This is a genomic window from Neobacillus piezotolerans (genome assembly GCF_003362805.1).
In the GTDB taxonomy this organism is placed as follows: Bacteria; Bacillota; Bacilli; order Bacillales; family Cytobacillaceae; genus Bacillus_D; species Bacillus_D piezotolerans.
This window is the reverse complement of record NZ_QNQT01000012.1, coordinates 63,600-82,324: the sequence shown is the minus strand read 5'-3', so window position 1 is coordinate 82,324 and position 18,725 is coordinate 63,600. Positions and strand designations below refer to the sequence as shown.

Sequence of the window (18,725 nt, the reverse complement as noted above, 5' to 3'; positions counted from 1 at the left end):
TTTTTTTTATATTTATTATGATTTTAAAGAGTGAATCTTGCTCAACGACCACTTTATCTACCTAGATAGTAAGTTAGAGGTTTCTATTTAAATTTTAATAAGATACCTCATGCCAAAATACCTATTTCCGAAATCCTTTTCACTACTACTCTTAAAAATTTTTCGAATAATTTCCCCTTTTTTCTTGTAAGTTAGCACTTCAAATACCGATTATTGTTCCAAAAACCCATTGAATTCACCTAAATTTGTCCTTTTTCGGCATTTACCTCTAATTTCCGAGCTTACCAATAGCTCCCTCGAACTAAAGTCCTATGACTTTTTACGCTACCACCGAAAATAGGAATTTAGTATAGTAAGATTATACTGAAAATTTAGTGTTTTCAGCGAATAATGCGGAAGGAGGATATTCTCTATTATTTTTTTAAAAACAATTAGGGGGAAGGACATGACTAAAAGAATGATGAGTAAAAGAATTACTGCAATATTATTTGTTTTTCTGCTAGCTTTTGGAAGCAGTGGGTTTGCTTCCATAGATAATTTTACACCGGAACAATTGGATTTACATAAACCGACGCTTTCAAAAACAAATCTTACAGCAACTGACCACCAGGGAATTGACCCGGACAAAGAGGTTCGCGTTATTGTTGAGCTAGATGGCAACGCGCCTGTTGAAACGGCAACAAATAAAGGTGTAAAGTACGATAAGCTGGCCAAAGCTGAGCGTAAGCAGCTGGAAAAGGCAGCGAAAGACAAACAAAAGGCTGCAAAGGATAATATCAACGGTAAAAAACTCGGCATTAAATACGAGCAGGAATTCAATGCGATCGTAAACGGGTTTAGCGCAGTAGTAAAATTCAGTGATATTGAAAAAATCAAGGAAGTGCCAGAGGTAAAGCAAGTATACCTTGCAAACGAGTACCAACTTCCAGCTGAAAAGCCGGATATGAAGTACAGTAAAGAGCTTGTTGAAGCCCAGGACGCTTGGCGTGATTTCGGCTATAAAGGGGAAGGCATGGTAGTCGGGATCATTGACTCCGGGGTTGACCCGTCGCATAAAGACTTCCTTTTAACTGATTCTTCATCGGCTAAATTGTCCAAAGGTGCGGTAGAAAATGAAATCGCCGAGTCAAGCCTTCCAGGAAAGTATTTTAATGACAAGGTCCCATATGGCTGGAACTACATGGACAATAACGATAACACTCTTGATGGCAATGCAACGACAGGCATGCACGGTATGCACGTAGCCGGAACCGTTGCCGCAAACGGTGACGAAGAAAATGGCGGCATTAAAGGCGTTGCTCCTGAAGCGCAAATACTTGCTTTACGCGTTTTTGGCGAAGAGCAGCCGTCTACTTGGGGCGATATTTATATTAAAGCGATTGATGATGCAATTAAGCTTGGCGCTGATGTATTGAATATGAGCCTCGGTTCCACTGCCGGGTTCGTAGATGCGAACTCACCTGAACAGCAGGCGGTAACACGAGCTGTGGACAACGGAGTGGTGATGTCCATTTCTGCAGGTAACTCAACTTACTTTGCAAATGGCTATTTCCACCCATACGCTTCAAATCCTGATTATGGGGTAGTTGGTTCACCGAGCGTATCCAAAGATTCCATTTCTGTCGCTTCCTACGAAAACACACACATGGATGTAGATGCGGCAAACGTTTCAGTTGATGGAGGTAATGCTGAACAAGTAATGTTCCTATCTGCTGGACAGAATGCTCCTGAAGTGGGGACCAGCTTTGAATTGGTTTATGGAGGATTAGGAAAGCCTGATCAGCTTGAAGGAAAAGATTTGGAAGGTAAATTTGCGTTAATCCAACGCGGGGGAATTACGTTTACTGAAAAAGCAATTAATGCCCAAAATGCCGGTGCTGCCGGAGTAATCATTTACAACAATGCAGATGGAACTGTTAATATGGCTACCGATGCCGCGATTACAATTCCACAATTGTTCATGTTAAAGAAGGATGGGGATCGCTTTGCGGCTGCCCTTCAAGCTGACAAAACTGTTACTGTAAACTTCGACGGCGGTAAGATGACCGTACCAAACAGTAATGCAGGCAAGATGAGCGACTTCACATCGTGGGGCATCACGCCTAGCCTTGATTTCAAACCGGAAATCACTGCTCCAGGCGGACAAATTTACTCTACTGCTGATCATAACGAATACCAGATTATGAGCGGTACATCAATGGCAGCTCCGCACGTGTCTGGTGGTTCTGCACTGGTTCTTGAAAGAGTGGATAATGAGTTCGGACTTCAAGGCGCGGATCGATCCAAGCTTGCGAAGAAATTCTTATTAAACACCGCCAATCCAGTTGTATTTGGAAAAGCACCTGTATCTCCACGCCGTCAGGGGGCTGGCCTAATGCAGCTTCATGCAGCATTATCAACACCTGTATCCGTGGCTGACTCTAAAACGGGTGAAGCAAAGGTTGCCCTGAAAGAAGTAAAGAACAATGTGGCAACGTTTGCGTTAACCGCGGAAAACTACTCTGACAAAGCGGTAACATACAAAGTTAGCGCGAGTGCCCAAACAGATTCTCCTGTAAATGCAGGGGGTGGTCTATTTGTATCAGTCCCTAACCAATTCGGTGCACTGAATCTAGGCGCAATCACGACAGTAAACGGTACTTCTGAAAGCACTATAGAAGTGGCTGCAAAAGGCAAAACAACGTTTGAAGTTTCTGTTGATGTCAGTGGCTGGGATGCAACTTTAAAATCCTATTTCACAAACGGTTACTGGCTGGAAGGATTCGTTAAACTAACCGACCCAACTGATACAAACCCAGATTTGGTTGTCCCTTATGTCGGCTTTAAAGGCGACTGGAATGCGGCTCCAATCCTTGACACTCCAGCTTGGGATCCAATGTCCTATTACGGATACACAGGCGTTATGACACATGTTGGAGGCGGCAAGTACAATTATTTAGGCGTTGACCAGGCAACTGGCGACCTTAACCCTAATTTGATTGCCATTTCGCCAAATGGAGACGGGAAAAACGATAGTGCTACTTATATTCTTTCCCTGCTCCGAAACGCAAAAGAATTCAGGCTAAATGTATTGAATGCTGATGGCAAGGTAGTAAAAGAAATTGCATCCGAAGAATTTGTACGTAAAAATTACTATGACGGCGGCAGAGGAGCCATGTACTACCTATTCTCTGACTGGACATGGGATGGTAAAATGCATAATGGCAAGATGGCACCAGAAGGCCAATACTACTTGCAAGTAAAAGCTACGCTTGATTATGAAGGCGCCAAACCGCAAATTGTAACTTTCCCAGTTAAGCTTGACGTCACGACGCCAAAGCTAAAGACCACACTTGGGAAAGACGGAAAAACTGTTGCGGTAGATGTTTCCGATAAAACAAGCGGCGTTGCCTACTGGTATGTAAAAGTTGACGGAGAACTCGCCACGGAAAATCCATTTGTAAATGGGGAAACTTCCTTCGTGCTCGAGGAGCCAGTGAAAAACGGCCAAACTGTTGAAGTCATTGCCGTGGACAATGCAGGAAACGCAGCGTCTAACACAGTTAAAGTGGGCAGTAATGGCAACAACGGTAATCCGAGAAAATAAAAATTGATTTTCAAACGGAAGGCAAGCAACCATTCAGGCTGCTTGCCTTTTCATTTTTTTCTAATTAGGGGTTTTTAATCCCGTCTAGAAAATCCCGTTTTCATTTGGGGAATCTTCAGGTACTGGTTGGCCAACATCCCATAATTCAACAATCTTGTCATCCTTGAAACGGAAGATATGTACAACAACAGCTCCAGGATCATTTGGTTTCTGCTTTATATGGGAATGAACGACAACAATGTCCCTTTCATGCACTGCAAGTTTTACCTCAAGAGTTTTTTGAGGGCTTTGGACTGCATTTTCTTCCATAGCAGCCATGAGAGAATCTGCATCGCCGGGGAAGTAAGGGTTATGGTGGCGAAACTCGTCAGCTATATATTCTTGATATGCTTCGCGGATTTTTCCTGATACGACTAGCTGTAGAAATGACACAGCCATCTCCTTTGGGGAGGGGCTGGATGTAGATGCTCTTTCCTTCATCATCATTATTCTCCTTTCCATCTATAATTACTCTGTAATAGAATTAATAGAAGTTTACGGGATATACAAAACCAAGTCAATTGTGGGGAAACCGTATTCTTTATTGAAAGGAAAGAAAACACTACACTACATCAACATGAGTGCAGGCTTGATTCTGCTAAACGCTGGATGATAGGATTATTGTGAAGAGTTATCACGCTGTGTTGGTGCCTGTGAATTGGACATTTATAAATGTCGTAGAAATAGAATGGGGTTCACAAATAAATCGGATCAAGCCCGCGGACCAATAAGGAGTAAGGAGCAATTATGACTATCATCAATAAATTGAAATTGGACAAGTATACGAATATGGCCGTTCTTAATCAACCTGCCGACTATGATTTGTTTCATGGGTACAAAACCGAATTAACCGGCGACCATGATGCTATTTTCGTCTTTGTGGAAACGATTGACGAAATGGTCAACCAAACACAAAACATAATTAAGGAACAGCAATTGCTTGAAAAAGGCTACCTGTTTTTCGCCTATCCGAAAAAAGGCAACAAACGATTCGAAACCTTTGTGCACCGGGATGAAATTTTTCCGGCAATGAAAGTCGGTGAAGATGGGTATGTGGGCGACAGCGATTTGAAGTTTTCGCGTATGGTGAGTATGGATGATGTGTTCACTGTTGTCGGACTGAAGCGTGAGAAAAAGAAAGCTCAAAAGTCAACAGCTGCGAGCCAATCTGTAGGCGATTATGAGGAGAACGTAAAAGACATCGAATTATTATTGGCTGCTCATCCTAATGAGCTTGCGATATATAAGGATTTGACCCCTGGTTATCAAAGGGATTGGGCCAGATATATTTTTTCCGCGAAGCAGCTGAAAACTCGCGAAAAACGCATGGAACAAATGGTGGATATTCTATCACAAGGGTACAAGACATTCGATTTATACCGCCAAGGCAAGAAATAATTATAATGTACTTCTTTTTAAAGGAATGGAAAATAAATATTTTACAGGTGGAAAACATTTAATTGTTTTCCATAGTGAAAACCCTTATAATTCTTATTGAAGAACAAATCGTTCTTTAAATTAGAAGAATGTGAGGGATTTTTTTTATGGCTAAAAAACGAAAAAGTTTAGTCCGTATCCTAGTCCTGTCTTCTGTCTTTACTTTCTCAACGGCTGCAGTGGCTTCTGCCCATTATTGCTATGTTGCAAACAAGCCAAGCGGTGCCGGAGCTGTAACTGAGGAGGATTTAAAAGTTACAGGCAATGGAAAACTGGTTGCGCCGGGAGCTTTCCTTGATTTATCTAGTGAGGGGTATAAAGATGTTTTTATCCGTGGGGGAGATAAGTCTTCGGAACCATTTGTAGTTGGTGAAGGTTCGATGCATAATTCTCCTGCCACAGTAAAGGGCAGCCCAGTGAATGGAGTGCAGAAATATCCTTTTGATTAATAACAATGTAAACATACTTATGACTTGATGATAAAAACCCATCAGGAGGCTTTTCCTCTGCCTGATGGGTTTTTTGCGAACATTTTTGCTTGGATACAATAGCTTTCCGGAAGAATTCCCCTTTTCTCTAGAGGGAGGATACGAACCTTATTCAGCAATTTATCGGTATTTTGTTAAACTTAATCTGAAAAAGAATTGCACTATATTAACCAAAAAAATTTTCACGAAATAGTATTGACACTTTTGTCAACAAAGAGTAATATAAATATTGTTCTTTCGACAAAATCCGCTAAAAGTCAACTTTGCGGGTGTAGTTTAATGGTAAAACTCCAGCCTTCCAAGCTGATGTCGTGGGTTCGATTCCCATCACCCGCTCCAAACTAACTTTGTTTACTAACGCAGTGTTTCGCATAAGACGAGGCATTGCGTTTTTTAATTTAGCGAAGGGAAACCTGTCAAGTTTTCAGAGGGAATTCCCGCTTCTATCTAGCTTCTTGCAAGCATCCGGCCCCCCTAAGCTGGAAATGTGAGTGTTCACTAATGACACATTGAGCTTGTTTTTGAAGTGCAAAAATCAACCCCTGCCGCCATCCTTCAATTGATTCTTCAAATGCAAAATCAACAATTTCTCTACTCAATTATTTCATAAAAAGCGTCTCCGCCATGAACCTGGATGAACATGTCCATAAGGGACTTGGTCAGTTTCCCCGCTTCTTCACTCGAGAGGGAAGGTCGGTGATAAACGATTTGTAAGGCGTCCCTTGTTTCCGGTGTGACTGGCGCCCTGTCCGAATCGACAAACGGGCTTCCGAACGGCCCTTTTGCGTCTGCGGAAACGATTAGGTTTTCCAGTGAGTTCGGCCTTCCGTTCAGTCCGACGTACTTTTCGCAATCCCTGCCAATCCTGATTTCAATACGGCCTTCTAGTTTCTCCGCATCGTATATACCGATTGGCACCTGATATTGAAGTGAAAAGAAATTATTTAAATCAATCGCGCTTTGCACTGAAGAGAGATAGTTTTGCCTTTGGACCCTGCGGTAGAGAGCTTCTGCGGAGTGCCTGTATCGGTTTGGATCCTTGCCGGTCTTTTTAAAAATGGCCCGCCATTCCTTTATCCCTTCCAGGTCGGTGACATTCCTGTCCTCGAGGTCAAAGTATATTGATTCCTGAAAAAGCTGCAGCCTTCCCTTTACCATTTGCGGCGATTCGCCGACAGTGATGTTCCTGTATTGAATGATCCCTAGTTTGAATCCAGGAATCTGTTCGGAAAGTTCTTTTGAAATGCTGATTTCCAAGTAATACACCTCCAAATTTACCTGAAAATAGTTTATCATATAATGATGCAGCAATTGAATTTACCAACCTTTTATATAGAATCCTGACAGGAAGGAGGAGTGGACATGGATTACCGCCAGTTAAAGGAAGACCTTATTGCCTATAGCAAGGAAATCGGGATTGATAAAATCGGTTTTACGACAGCCGATCCATTTGGTGAGCTGAAGAATAGGTTGATCCGCCAGCAGGAGCTTGGCTACCAGTCGGGCTTTGAAGAGCCGGTTATCGAAAAGCGGACCAACCCCGCCTTATTGCTGGAAAAGCCGCGCTCGATTATTGCCATCGCCCTCGCTTATCCTTCGAAAATGTCCGTCAGGGTTGAAAGCAAGAAAGGCGCGCGCCGAGGGATATTTGCCCGTGCATCATGGGGCCTTGACTACCATCATATCCTCCGGGACAAGCTCGCAAAGCTTGAGGCATTCCTGGCTGAAAGGGTTCCCGGAGCGAGGCTTAAGTCAATGGTCGATACGGGTGAACTCGCCGACCGCGCCGTAGCGGAACGGGCCGGCATCGGCTGGAGCGGAAAAAACTGTTCGATTATTACCCCTGAATTTGGTTCGTATGTATACCTTGGGGAAATGATTACAAGCATTCCGTTTGAGCCGGACATGCCAATGGAGGATAAGTGCGGGACATGCACGAAATGCCTGGACGCCTGCCCGACCGGCGCGCTTGTCCAGGGTGGCCAGCTCAACGCACAGCGATGCATCGCTTTTTTAACACAGACGAAAGGGTTTATCCCGGAGGAATTTCGGGATAAAATCGGGAACCGGATCTATGGCTGTGATTCATGCCAGACGGCGTGCCCCGAAAACAAAGGAAGGGACTACCACTTCCATCAGGAAATGGAGCCAGATCCGGAAACCGCAAAACCGCTATTGAAGCCAATTCTGACAATCAGCAACCGTGACTTTAAGGAGCGTTTCGGCAAAGTTGCCGGTTCTTGGCGGGGCAAAAAGCCGATTCAGCGCAATGCCATCATCGCGTTAGCCCACTTCAAGGATGAAACAGCGGTTGAAGATCTGAAAGAGGTTGTTGAAAAGGATCCGCGGCCTGTCATGCGGGGAACGGCGGCCTGGGCGCTTGGAAAAATCGGCGGCGCGGATGCGTCGTTTATCTTGGAAAAAGCTAGGGCAGTGGAAAAGGATGCGGATGTGCTTGCGGAGATAGAGAAAGGAATCAGCATGATCGAGGAATGAGGATGGCCAAGGTGCCATCCTTTTTTTTCGTTTCTGTACCGGCGTCCTCATGTTTTAAAACTAAACTTCAACCCCGCTTCATATGTATGGTAGGAAAGGGGGCGGAGGCTATGCGGGATGCGCTTCAGGCATTGCTTGAAAAGAGGATCAAGGAATTTGTGGCGGATAAGGCCGGACGGCTTATGGACGAAAAGGATGAAAGGAAAATCCAGGCATGCGCCGACCGGAACGCGGAAATCGTCAAAACATACGCGCGTGGGAAAATACTTAGGCAGCAGTTTAACGGGGAGAGGCAGGCCGTTATATATGAAGTGCATTTTCAGCACTTGATTAAGCAAAAGGAACATCTTTATCTCGAAGAAGAAGTCGAGGTAAGGGAGGCAAGCTTCCTTCGGGGGATCCTTGAAGAAGATGGGGAGGTAGTCCCGGATTTGTTGGAAGCGGCTTTTTCCGGTGATTTATCCGTTCTGGAGCTTGATGGCGGAGTACGTTCCTCCTACGTTTATGATCGTAGGAAGGCCGTCCAATACGCCGAACGCTGGTGGAATTCACACAACCCCGCTTTTAGGAAATTCGATGTCGATTGCACGAATTATATTTCGCAATGCCTTTACGCTGGCGGAGCGCCGATGCGGGGCTATCCGAACCGAGGGCAGGGGTGGTGGATGCGGGGCCAGAACTATAGTTATAGCTGGGCGGTGGCAAATTCATTACGGTGGTATTTGGCTGGTTCGAAGGCAGGCCTTAAAGCGAGGGAAGTGGGAAGTCCCGATGAACTGATACCAGGTGATGTCATTTGTTATGATTTCCAGGGCGATGGCCGTTTCGACCATAATACGATTGTTGTCGCCAAAGACGGCTACGGAATGCCGCTTGTGAACGCCCATACGTACAACAGCCGGATGCGGTATTGGGAATACACGGATTCCTCGGCCTATACCCCGAAAATCAAGTATAAATTTTATTCGATTGTCGATGACAATCGCGAATGGTTGTAAGCAAAAGGCTGAGTGGTATAATAACGGAGTGGAATATATCAGCAAAGAACCGCGGAGCCCGCAAACAGGCTCCGGTTAAGTAAAGTATGGGGTGAAACATCTTGGCAGTGCATGTTGTATTATACGAGCCGCTTATCCCGGCGAATACCGGGAATATTTCAAGGACTTGTGCCGGTACTGGCGCCTGGCTTCATTTAATCCGGCCGCTTGGCTTTTCGACGGATGATAAGCAGCTTAAACGGGCGGGGCTCGACTACTGGGAGCATGTAAAGCTTGTCTATCACGACTCGCTTGATGATTTTTTCCGCTCAGCCGCCGGAGGGGAATTTTTCTATATAACAAAGTTTGGCGAGAAGTCGTTTTCTTCCTTTGATTTCAGCCATCCGGAGAAGGACTATTATTTTATTTTTGGCAAGGAAACGACAGGCCTTCCAAAAGAAGTAATCGAAGCGAATAGGGAAAGATGCCTGCGCATCCCGATGAACGGGCATATCCGTTCATTGAATCTGTCAAATACAGCGGCAATCCTGGTTTATGAAGCATTGAGGCAGCAAAACTATCCCGGATTGATGTAGGCCTGCCAGACAGGCCTTTTTCTTGTTTTTTAACTATCCCAACTCCATTTAAATCATAGCAAGGGAGCGTTATCCATGAATGAAACCATTTCTACAATCCTTGGCCACAGGTCGATCAGGAAATTCGAAGACAAGCCATTATCGGATGAACAAATCAAAACGATAGTCCAGTGCGCCCAATCCGCTTCAACGTCGAGCTTCATCCAGGCATATTCCATCATAGGGATAAAGGATGCGGAGAAGAAGCGCAGGCTGTCCGCGATTTCTGGAAACCAGTCGTATGTTGAAAACAACGGACATTTTTTTGTGTTTTGCGCGGATTTGTACAGGCATAGCCTCATCGGCGAACAGGAAGGCAGGGAGGTGCTCGATTCATTGGAAAGCACCGAAAAATTCATGGTTGCTGTAATCGATGCCGCGCTTGCGGCGCAAAACGCTGCCGTTGCCGCCGAGTCGATGGGCCTTGGCATTTGTTATATCGGCGGCCTCCGCAACAATTTGGAAGAGGTGCAGGAAGTATTATCGACGCCTGAACGGGTCATTCCTCTATTCGGAATGGCTGTCGGCTATCCAGCGCAGGATCCTGGGAAAAAGCCACGGCTGCCATTCAGCCATGTGTACCATGAAGACGGCTATGAACAGGATCTTACTGTTTATATGAATGGGCTTGAAGAATACGACAGGGAGATTTCCGCCTATTACGAGGAACGGACTTCGGGGAAACGCCGGGATACGTGGAGCAGCCAAATCGCCGGCATGCTTGAGAAGAAAAGCAGACTGTATATGAAGGAATTCGTCACCAAAAATAAGATCGATTTAAAATAACGTAAAAAAGCTGCCGGTGTGAAGGCAGCTTTTTGTTTCCCTTTTATTTGCTGTTCGAACCCGGCTTATCATTGTATCCGGACGTGAAGATGGCTGCGAGGAATGCAGCGGTGACACCCAATATTAATAGCAGACGCATGTTATGTAAGCCCCCTTTGTCCTGGAAAATCGAATCAATTTGACATACAAATCCATTATAGCCTAACTGAACCGTTCTGAAAATGAATATACCAGATTTTTTCTCGCAGAAACCGGCCAGATTTTTCCTCCACGCCCTTTTGCATGTTCAAATCGATGCCCGCATAGAGTATAGTAATCGTCTCTGATTTTTAGCGACCAGGGGAGGACATTATTATATGGATATTTTAAGGAAAATCGAGATGTACAGAGAAGAGGAAGAAAAACTGCGCTGGGAAGGCACCTTTGGCGAGTATTTGCAGCTTTTAAAAGAAAAGCCATGGGTTGCCCAATCCGCCCATTCCCGGGTTTATAATATGATCAAAGATGCCGGGATTGCGAAGGAAAAAGGCAAAAAGACATATGAATTTTTCAATCAGCAGCTTTTTGGCCTTGAAGAGGCACTTGAGAGGCTGGTAGAGGAATACTTCCACCCCGCCGCAAAACGGCTCGATGTCCGCAAACGGATTTTGTTGTTGATGGGTCCGGTAAGCGGCGGAAAATCGACGCTTGTTACAATGTTGAAGAGGGGGCTGGAAGCCTATTCCCACACTGACCATGGCGCCGTTTTCGCGATAAAGGGCTGCCCGATGCACGAGGACCCGCTTCATCTCATCCCGCATTATTTGCGGAAGGATTTTTATGAGGAATATGGAATCCGGATTGAAGGGAATCTATCCCCGCTTAACATGATGCGGCTTGAACAGGAATATGGAGGCAGGATTGAGGACGTCCAAGTAGAGCGGATTTTCTTTTCGGAGGACAGGAGGATCGGGATTGGGACATTCAGCCCTTCCGATCCGAAGTCGCAGGATATTGCCGATTTGACCGGCAGCATCGATTTCTCGACAATCGCCGAATATGGCTCGGAATCCGACCCGCGCGCCTACCGGTTCGACGGCGAACTGAACAAGGCGAACCGGGGAATGATGGAGTTCCAGGAAATGCTGAAATGCGATGAAAAGTTCCTCTGGCATCTGCTGTCATTGACACAGGAAGGGAATTTCAAGGCGGGAAGGTTCGCGCTGATCAGCGCGGATGAACTGATTGTCGCGCACACTAATGAAACAGAATACCGTTCGTTCATTTCAAATAAGAAAAATGAGGCGCTCCATTCAAGGATTATTGTCATGCCGATTCCTTATAACCTTAAAGTTTCCCAGGAAGAGCGCATTTATGAAAAAATGATCAGGGAAAGCGATGTCGCCGATGTGCATATCGCGCCGCACACATTGAAGGTAGCCGCGATGTTCACGATCCTTACCAGGCTTAAGGAACCGAAAAAGGGTGATATTGACCTGGTGAAAAAAATGAGGCTATATGACGGGGAAAACGTTGAAGGCTACAACAAGGCGGATGTCGATGAACTGAAAAAGGAATACCAGGATGAAGGGATGAGCGGTATCGATCCGCGCTATGTCATTAACCGCATCTCGTCGACAATTATCCGCAAAGAAGTGGCGTCGATCAACGCGCTCGATGTGCTCCGTTCCTTGAAGGATGGATTGGATCAGCACCCATCGATTACGGCCGAACTCCGTGAAAAGTATATGAATTACATTTCACTTGCCCGGAAAGAGTATGACACGATCGCGAAAAAGGAAGTCCAGAAAGCGTTCGTTTATTCGTATGAAGAGTCGGCAAAAACACTGATGGACAATTACCTTGATAATGTCGAGGCATACTGCAATAAGGCGAAGCTCCGCGATCCGCTGACAGGCGAAGAAATATCGCCTGATGAAAAGCTGATGAGGTCGATAGAAGAACAGATCGGCATTTCGGAAAATGCTAAAAAGGCGTTCCGCGAAGAAGTCTTGATCCGAATTTCGGCATATGCAAGGAAAGGGAAACGGTTTGATTACAATTCGCACGATCGCCTTCGGGAAGCCATCCAGAAAAAGCTGTTTGCCGATTTGAAAGATGTCGTTAAAATCACCACCTCCTCCAAGACGCCGGATGAGCAGCAGTTGAAGAAAATCAACGATGTTGTGGCCCGCCTCATTGATGAGCACGGCTACAATTCCACCTCAGCGAACGAATTGCTCAGATATGTCGGAAGCCTCTTGAACCGTTAAATTCTCTATATGAAAGAGCCGGATACTTTTTCCGGCTCTTAGTTTATATGAAATCATTTCGGGGAAAAAGGACGGTAGAGGTGAAACCGATGGATAAAAAGGAAAAAAACGTGGGGCTGGATAAAGACTATCAGCCGGAAAATGGGTCAATGGCGCCCGATATGGACGATATAAAAAATCTTGGCAAACAAATGGAGAACCGTAGGACTGGTAAGGAACTGAAAGAAGAGTACGGGAAAAAGCCGGATCCAATTCAGCATGAAAAAAAGGATGACTTCCTCCGCTAAAATGGCGGAGGATTTTTATTTTTCTTTAGCTAAAGGCTCAGTTAAAGGTGAGTGTTGATTTTTAACGAAGTTGATTGAAACGGAGGGGACTGACTCCGGCGGGATGCAGCGGCACGTGGAGACCCCACAGGCGTCTAGGACGCCGAGGAGGCTCCACGGTCCGCCCCGCGGAAAGCATGTCCCCGGAGTGGAAATCAACAATCAAGGATAATAGACCTCCATGCTAAAAAAAGGATTCTAACCAAACTGTCAATCCTTTTCCCTAAAATCTTCCGGGGACAATTTTCGAAATAATTTGTAAATTATCCACAGGTATGGCATAGGATAGAGTAATCAATATAACTGAAGTGTTATGGAGCCAAAGACGAAAGGCCAAGGGTTACGCAAGAAATTGAATAAGGGAGGGGTTTGGAATGATCGATGAGAACAATCACCATTTTGTGATCTCAAAGGAAGATTGGTCCCTCCACCGAAAAGGCCAAGATGACCAGCAACGGCATCAGGAAAAAGTCCAGGAGGCGATCCGCAACAATCTTCCAGACTTGATTACCGAGGAAAGTATTATTATGTCAAATGGCCGCGATGTTGTTAAAATACCAATTCGTTCATTAGATGAATACAAAATTCGTTATAACTATGATAAAAACAAGCATGTCGGCCAGGGAAATGGCAAGTCCAAGGTAGGCGATGTCGTTGCCCGTGACAGTTCGGGCGACAAGAAAGGGCCCGGAAAAGGCCAAGGTGCAGGCGACCAGGCGGGTGAAGACTATTTTGAGGCGGAAGTGTCGATGATGGAGCTCGAGGAAGCCCTGTTCAAGCAGCTTGAACTGCCGAACCTGAAAAGGAAGGAGCAGGAAGAGCATGTTGTTGAACATATTGAGTTCAATGATATTAGAAAAACAGGCTTGATGGGGAATATCGATAAAAAAAGGACAATGATGTCTGCATTCAAGCGAAATGCGATGCATGGCAAGCCGGCGTTCCATCCAATTTACAATGAAGACCTGAAATTCAAGACTTGGAATGAAATCATCAAACCGGATTCCAAAGCCGTTGTCCTTGCGATGATGGATACGAGCGGCTCGATGGGCCTGTGGGAAAAGTATATGGCGAGGAGCTTCTTTTTCTGGATGACCCGTTTCCTAAGGACCAAATACGAAACGGTCGAAATTGAATTCATTGCCCATCATACAGAGGCAAAGGTTGTAACAGAGGAAGATTTCTTTTCAAAAGGTGAAAGCGGAGGGACAATCTGCTCTTCCGCCTACCGGAAGGCGCTTGAACTGATCCAGAATAAATATGACCCTGTAAAGTTCAACATCTATCCATTCCATTTCTCGGATGGGGATAACCTGACATCCGACAATGCCAGATGTGTCAAGCTTGTCGAAGAATTGATGAAGGTTTCGAATATGTTCGGCTATGGCGAGGTCAATCAGTATAACCGTCATTCCACATTAATGACCGCCTACAAAAATATTAAAAATGAGAAGTTCAGGCATTATATCCTTAAACAAAAATCGGATGTCTTTAACGCGATGAGAAGCTTCTTCTCCAATGAGGAAGGAAAGAAATACGCGTGATTAAAAAAAGCGGAAGCGTCCGTTTAGCGCTGTAGCTAGAAACATTTTATACATTCATATACTTTCAAAAGCCAGCAAACGCTGGCTTTTTCAATTCTATCATACGGCATTAGCTTTTCCTGATTTTGGTCCTGATTCCGGACCATATGCCGACAGCGAGGCCGCCAAGGGTATCGGCGATCAAGTCTGTCATCGTATCCTTGTTGCCGCCTCCTTGCAGGTCCATTCCAAAAAACTGGTCTGAGCTGAATTCATAGATTTCCCACACGACGCCTCCAAATACGGCAAAGGTGAAGACGAACAGGAAGACGAACCAAGGTGAAATCAGGCTTCCCGCGTCCCTGTGAATCATCCTTTCATACAATGCGACCCCGGCAAACGCGAGAATCGCTCCGCTTATCGCGTGTAGGAAAGTATCCCACCAGCCAAGGCCATACCATCCCCTTATGGATCCTAGGTATTGCGAACCAAAAAGGAAAATAAGATAGGATAGGACAAGAGGGAGATTGAATTTCCATTTGAAAAAAAAGCCAAGGATAAGCGGAACCGCTCCGCAGCCAATTCCGGCTGCGGCCACGGAAAACCGGAATGAATCGTTTTCGGCATGGAAACGGAAAGCGAGCCAGGCCATGAACACCACATAAATCAAACTAAAAATAATAACAAGCTTGCGGCCCATTTAACCGCCTCCTCTACAATTGTGCCTTTCTAGCGGCGGCATAAATCCCGGCAAGAAGGCCGCCGCCCGTCCCGGCGAGCAGGTCGAACATCGTGTCCTTGTTGCCGCCGCGCTGCATTGTATGGGTGAAAATCTGGTCCCCTGTAAATTCATATATTTCCCAAAGTACACTCGACGAAACCGCGAGCGAAAAGATAAATAAGAAGAGGATTGGCCGTGATACGGCTTTCCTGGCACTGCCGGGGATCCAAAGCTTATAAAGGGCAATACCAATTAAACCGACAAGGATTCCTTTATAGAAATGAATGGTTGAATCCCACCATTTATGCTTTAAGTAGAAGGACGCAATCGAACCAAGATAGATTGTGCAGAGAATGGCGACATAATAGCCGAATATAAGCGGAAGATTGAATGGATTCCTTTTGGCGAAAAGGAGGAGCAGCGGCAATGCGCTTACGCCTATCCCTCCTAAGGCGACTTGCCATCTGGAGTTGTCCCCTTTTTTAAAATAATAAAGAAACAGGATAGCCATGAAGATGACAAAAAGAGTGCTTAGCCCGATAATCCATTTTCGTTTCATCCGTTTTCACCTCATACAGGTCAATATCCTTTAGTATTGCCGGGCTCGAGTAAAAACATGATACATTCCTTACCAAAATGGGATACTATTGGGGTAAGGAATTTGAGGGGAGGCGGAATGTGTGTGCCTCATAGTATTCGCGTATAAAGCCCATCCGCGCTACAGGCTGATTGTGGCGGCCAATCGGGATGAGAGCTATGCACGGCCTACGGCAGCCGCCCATTTTTGGGAGGATGAGCCGAATATCCTTGCCGGACGTGATCTTGAAAAGATGGGGACATGGATGGGGGTTAGCACGGACGGCCGGTTTGCGGCGTTGACGAATTACCGGGACCCAAAACAAATGAATGCCGCCGGAAAGCTGTCCCGAGGCGAGCTTGTGGCTAGCTTTTTAAAAAGTGGGATGCGTTCAGGAGAATATATGGCTGGCCTGGATGCAAAGGGTGGATTGTACCCTGGCTATAATTTGCTTGCGGACGATGGGAAAAGCCTTTATTACTTCTCAAATATGGAGGGGGTGGCCCGGGAAGTGGAGCCAGGGATCCATGGGGTAAGCAACCATCTTCTCAACACGCCTTGGCCAAAGGTTGTTCGCGGCAAAAGCGCCCTTGATGAGCTCCTTAAGCGGGATTCTGAAGAGTTGGAGGAGGAATTGTTCACCCTCCTGCGGGATGCGGAACCCGCCCCTGACGCGGATCTTCCGGATACAGGAATCGGGCTTGAATGGGAAAAGGTCCTTTCACCACTCTTTATCAGGAGCGAGGGGTATGGGACGAGGTGCTCGACCGTCCTCCTAATGGGAGATGGAGAATTAATTTACACCGAGAGGGTATATGGCGGGGAAGGATTTACTGAAAATAGATTTAGACTACCTTTTTAATTCACAAGGAGGGAATAACGATGGGATTTTTGGATGGATTAATGGGAAATGCCTCGGAAGTGAGCCTTGCCGAGGTTCAAAAAGAGTACGCGAAAGTACTGGCGCCGGGTGAGGCGATTGAAAAGGCATACCGGCTTGTACGGGATATGTTCATTTTCACCAACAGGCGGCTGATCCTTGTCGACAAGCAGGGGATTACAGGGAAAAAGACGGAGTACCACTCCATCCCCTACCGGAGCATTACGCATTTCAGCATTGAGACCGCGGGCAGCTTTGACCTTGACGCCGAGCTGAAAATCTGGATTTCCGGCAGCACTGAGCCCATTCAGAAGCAGTTCAACAAAAGCCTGAACATTTATGAGCTTCAGAGCGTGCTCGCTGCGTATGTTTTAAAATAGTGAGGGGGATGGAAGATGGCTTTTTTGCCGGTTGTTTTTTCAATTGGGATCGTTGTGATTGTTGCGATTTCGTTCTATAAGGCTTTTTTCAGAAAGAAAGTCAGCACGCCGGCTTATACGCCATTTGATGAAATTACCGGGCAATCGCCGACCGCTTTTCCGGAAAACAGTGTGGAAATCGTTTTGGATGAACGCTCGGGGGACGGCAAGGGGAATGGATAATGGGAAAATGGTTCGCGGCCCTGTACGATGGGGGAATGAAAGGTTTAGAGAATGGAACGTTTAAAGGAATAAGGAAAAGCTTGCTTGATAGAGCAACAGGAAGAGTGCTGGAAATTGGCTCCGGCTCGGGCATCAACTTTCCGCTTTACTCACAAGCAGAAAGGATTGACGCCATCGAGCCGGACACCTACATGATTGATAGGGCCGCCCGCAGGATTAGCCAGGCGGAAGTGCCCATCCATGTCCACCGGCAATTTGCCGAACGGCTTGAATTTGCTGACAATACCTTTGATGCGGCAGTTGCCACGCTTGTGTTCTGTACAATCCCGGACCCGGAACAGGCGTTGAAGGAAATCCTTAGGGTATCAAAACCGGGCGCGCCGCTATTGTTTTTCGAGCATGTGAAAATGCCGCAGCCTGCCCTTGCGAAAATGCAGGAACTCCTTAATCCAGCGTGGCGGAAGGTATGCGGGGGCTGCAACCTGAACAGGAACACTGTTTCCAAAATAGAAAGGGCCGGCATCCGGATTGAAAAAACGGAAACGTATTATAAAGGCCTTTTTGTAACGATTAAGGGCAGGAACATAAAGTAAAGGTGTAAAAAGGCCGGCATCCGGGAATGGTAGGAGGAGACTGCTTTTACCCGGGAGTGTGTACGATGTTTGTCTACTATATTCATATAGCTGTTCCAGTCGGGAAACCCTTGAGTACATACCTGGCTAGCTGGGAAAAATCGCGTCCTGATCCATTCATGTTTGATAAGGCGGACAAGTTCCGCATTTTCAGGCACCCCGGGAAACCCGTCATACGGCTAGCTGAAGATGATTTCGGGAATTGGTACTTTATGACCTTTTTTACATCGAAACGTTTATCGGGTTTGAAATGGGCCAGGCAATCAGCAAGGCCCGCCTATGTCGAGGAGGGGACAACCCTTCCGCTTGTAAGCCTGCTTGAAGAGGAAGGGCTCATTCCAAAGAATGAAGGATTTGACAAGGCGTACGCCCATACGAGTGTAAGGGTGAGAAGTCTAAATGAGTATCCTCCGGAACTGCAGGCAAGGCTTGCGAATACGGACGGCGAGGACGATCCAACGGTAATTGGAAACATCCATTTTTTGAGGAATACATTCGAAGGGAAAGAAACACGGTATATTGCCGGGACTGAAACGAGATCATTCGCGACGGTAACCGAGAATGGACCATATTTTAACGATATCCATCTTAAAACGAATGCGTTCCTCTACCTGCTCTATTACGTATATTTTGAGGAGCACAATCAGCTGCCGTCAAACCAAATGGTCCCGAGGCTGCTTGGCAATCTATGGGCGTCAAAGCAATCGTTGAATACAGGTTGGAATCCAACATTGTTTGAAACTGAAGAGCTATCATAATTAAAATTCC

At 46.0% G+C, this 18,725-nt stretch carries 19 protein-coding genes and 1 tRNA gene; 16 read left to right on the top strand and 4 right to left on the bottom strand.

Annotated features, from left to right (window positions below; all coding sequences use genetic code 11):
- The first annotated feature begins 445 nt into the window (after positions 1 to 445).
- Positions 446 to 3,586, top strand: coding sequence for a S8 family serine peptidase (locus tag DRW41_RS19400; RefSeq protein ID WP_245959501.1), 3,141 nt, complete (start codon positions 446 to 448; stop codon positions 3,584 to 3,586).
- 84 nt (positions 3,587 to 3,670) lie between these two features.
- On the opposite strand, the gene DRW41_RS19395 is transcribed toward DRW41_RS19400, so the two are convergent.
- On the bottom strand, positions 3,671 to 4,069 hold the full coding sequence (locus DRW41_RS19395; protein WP_115453681.1) for a nuclear transport factor 2 family protein: 399 nt from the start codon (positions 4,067 to 4,069) through the stop codon (positions 3,671 to 3,673).
- A 303-nt stretch (positions 4,070 to 4,372) separates the two neighbouring features.
- Between DRW41_RS19395 and DRW41_RS19390 the strand changes: the two genes are divergently transcribed.
- From DRW41_RS19390 to DRW41_RS19380, 3 genes are all read left to right on the top strand, one after another.
- Entirely contained in the window at positions 4,373 to 5,023 is a 651-nt protein-coding gene (locus DRW41_RS19390; RefSeq protein WP_115453680.1) for a YdeI/OmpD-associated family protein, read from the top strand.
- A 146-nt stretch (positions 5,024 to 5,169) separates the two neighbouring features.
- Positions 5,170 to 5,511: a hypothetical protein gene (locus DRW41_RS19385; RefSeq protein WP_115453679.1), complete on the top strand. Its 342-nt coding sequence runs from the start codon at positions 5,170 to 5,172 to the stop codon at positions 5,509 to 5,511.
- A 304-nt stretch (positions 5,512 to 5,815) separates the two neighbouring features.
- Positions 5,816 to 5,889: transfer RNA gene (locus tag DRW41_RS19380), tRNA-Gly, on the top strand.
- Positions 5,890 to 6,141: 252 nt separating this feature from the next.
- On the opposite strand, the gene DRW41_RS19375 is transcribed toward DRW41_RS19380, so the two are convergent.
- Positions 6,142 to 6,807 (bottom strand): B3/B4 domain-containing protein, encoded by a 666-nt coding sequence (locus DRW41_RS19375; RefSeq protein ID WP_115453678.1) that lies wholly within the window; start codon positions 6,805 to 6,807, stop codon positions 6,142 to 6,144.
- A 105-nt stretch (positions 6,808 to 6,912) separates the two neighbouring features.
- Between DRW41_RS19375 and queG the strand changes: the two genes are divergently transcribed.
- The 7 genes from queG to yhbH all read left to right on the top strand — a co-directional run bounded on the left by queG (position 6,913) and on the right by yhbH (position 14,566).
- Positions 6,913 to 8,046, top strand: coding sequence for a tRNA epoxyqueuosine(34) reductase QueG (gene queG, locus DRW41_RS19370; protein WP_115453677.1), 1,134 nt, complete (start codon positions 6,913 to 6,915; stop codon positions 8,044 to 8,046).
- A gap of 110 nt (positions 8,047 to 8,156) precedes the next feature.
- The gene (locus DRW41_RS19365; protein WP_115453676.1) at positions 8,157 to 9,044 is read left to right on the top strand and encodes an amidase domain-containing protein; all 888 of its coding nucleotides are present in this window, start codon (positions 8,157 to 8,159) and stop codon (positions 9,042 to 9,044) included.
- 98 nt (positions 9,045 to 9,142) lie between these two features.
- Positions 9,143 to 9,619, top strand: a complete 477-nt coding sequence (gene trmL, locus DRW41_RS19360) for a tRNA (uridine(34)/cytosine(34)/5-carboxymethylaminomethyluridine(34)-2'-O)-methyltransferase TrmL (protein WP_245959503.1) — start codon at positions 9,143 to 9,145, stop codon at positions 9,617 to 9,619.
- A 75-nt stretch (positions 9,620 to 9,694) separates the two neighbouring features.
- A complete protein-coding gene (gene nfsA, locus DRW41_RS19355; RefSeq protein ID WP_115453674.1) occupies positions 9,695 to 10,444 on the top strand; it encodes an oxygen-insensitive NADPH nitroreductase in 750 nt (249 codons plus the stop codon).
- Positions 10,445 to 10,800: 356 nt separating this feature from the next.
- Positions 10,801 to 12,696, top strand: a complete 1,896-nt coding sequence (locus DRW41_RS19350) for a PrkA family serine protein kinase (RefSeq protein ID WP_115453673.1) — start codon at positions 10,801 to 10,803, stop codon at positions 12,694 to 12,696.
- Positions 12,697 to 12,743: 47 nt separating this feature from the next.
- Complete coding sequence (locus DRW41_RS19345; RefSeq protein WP_245959500.1) at positions 12,744 to 12,983, top strand: hypothetical protein; 240 nt, start codon at positions 12,744 to 12,746, stop codon at positions 12,981 to 12,983.
- 413 nt (positions 12,984 to 13,396) lie between these two features.
- Positions 13,397 to 14,566, top strand: coding sequence for a sporulation protein YhbH (yhbH, locus tag DRW41_RS19340; protein ID WP_115453671.1), 1,170 nt, complete (start codon positions 13,397 to 13,399; stop codon positions 14,564 to 14,566).
- A 109-nt stretch (positions 14,567 to 14,675) separates the two neighbouring features.
- Here the strand turns inward: yhbH and DRW41_RS19335 are convergent, their stop codons facing one another.
- Positions 14,676 to 15,245 (bottom strand): DUF2238 domain-containing protein, encoded by a 570-nt coding sequence (locus DRW41_RS19335; RefSeq protein WP_115453670.1) that lies wholly within the window; start codon positions 15,243 to 15,245, stop codon positions 14,676 to 14,678.
- Between the two features lie 13 nt (positions 15,246 to 15,258).
- Entirely contained in the window at positions 15,259 to 15,825 is a 567-nt protein-coding gene (locus tag DRW41_RS19330; protein WP_115453669.1) for a DUF2238 domain-containing protein, read from the bottom strand.
- A 121-nt stretch (positions 15,826 to 15,946) separates the two neighbouring features.
- Between DRW41_RS19330 and DRW41_RS19325 the strand changes: the two genes are divergently transcribed.
- The 5 genes from DRW41_RS19325 to DRW41_RS19305 all read left to right on the top strand — a co-directional run bounded on the left by DRW41_RS19325 (position 15,947) and on the right by DRW41_RS19305 (position 18,715).
- Entirely contained in the window at positions 15,947 to 16,705 is a 759-nt protein-coding gene (locus DRW41_RS19325; protein ID WP_115453668.1) for an NRDE family protein, read from the top strand.
- A 20-nt stretch (positions 16,706 to 16,725) separates the two neighbouring features.
- Complete coding sequence (locus tag DRW41_RS19320; protein ID WP_115453667.1) at positions 16,726 to 17,103, top strand: PH domain-containing protein; 378 nt, start codon at positions 16,726 to 16,728, stop codon at positions 17,101 to 17,103.
- Between the two features lie 15 nt (positions 17,104 to 17,118).
- Positions 17,119 to 17,325 (top strand): DUF3951 domain-containing protein, encoded by a 207-nt coding sequence (locus DRW41_RS19315; protein ID WP_115453666.1) that lies wholly within the window; start codon positions 17,119 to 17,121, stop codon positions 17,323 to 17,325.
- A complete protein-coding gene (locus DRW41_RS19310) occupies positions 17,325 to 17,918 on the top strand; it encodes a class I SAM-dependent methyltransferase (protein WP_115453665.1) in 594 nt (197 codons plus the stop codon). The genes DRW41_RS19315 and DRW41_RS19310 overlap by 1 nt, the downstream gene beginning before the upstream one ends.
- Before the next feature lie 65 nt (positions 17,919 to 17,983).
- Positions 17,984 to 18,715, top strand: a complete 732-nt coding sequence (locus DRW41_RS19305; RefSeq protein WP_115453664.1) for a hypothetical protein — start codon at positions 17,984 to 17,986, stop codon at positions 18,713 to 18,715.
- The last annotated feature ends 10 nt before the right edge of the window (positions 18,716 to 18,725 follow it).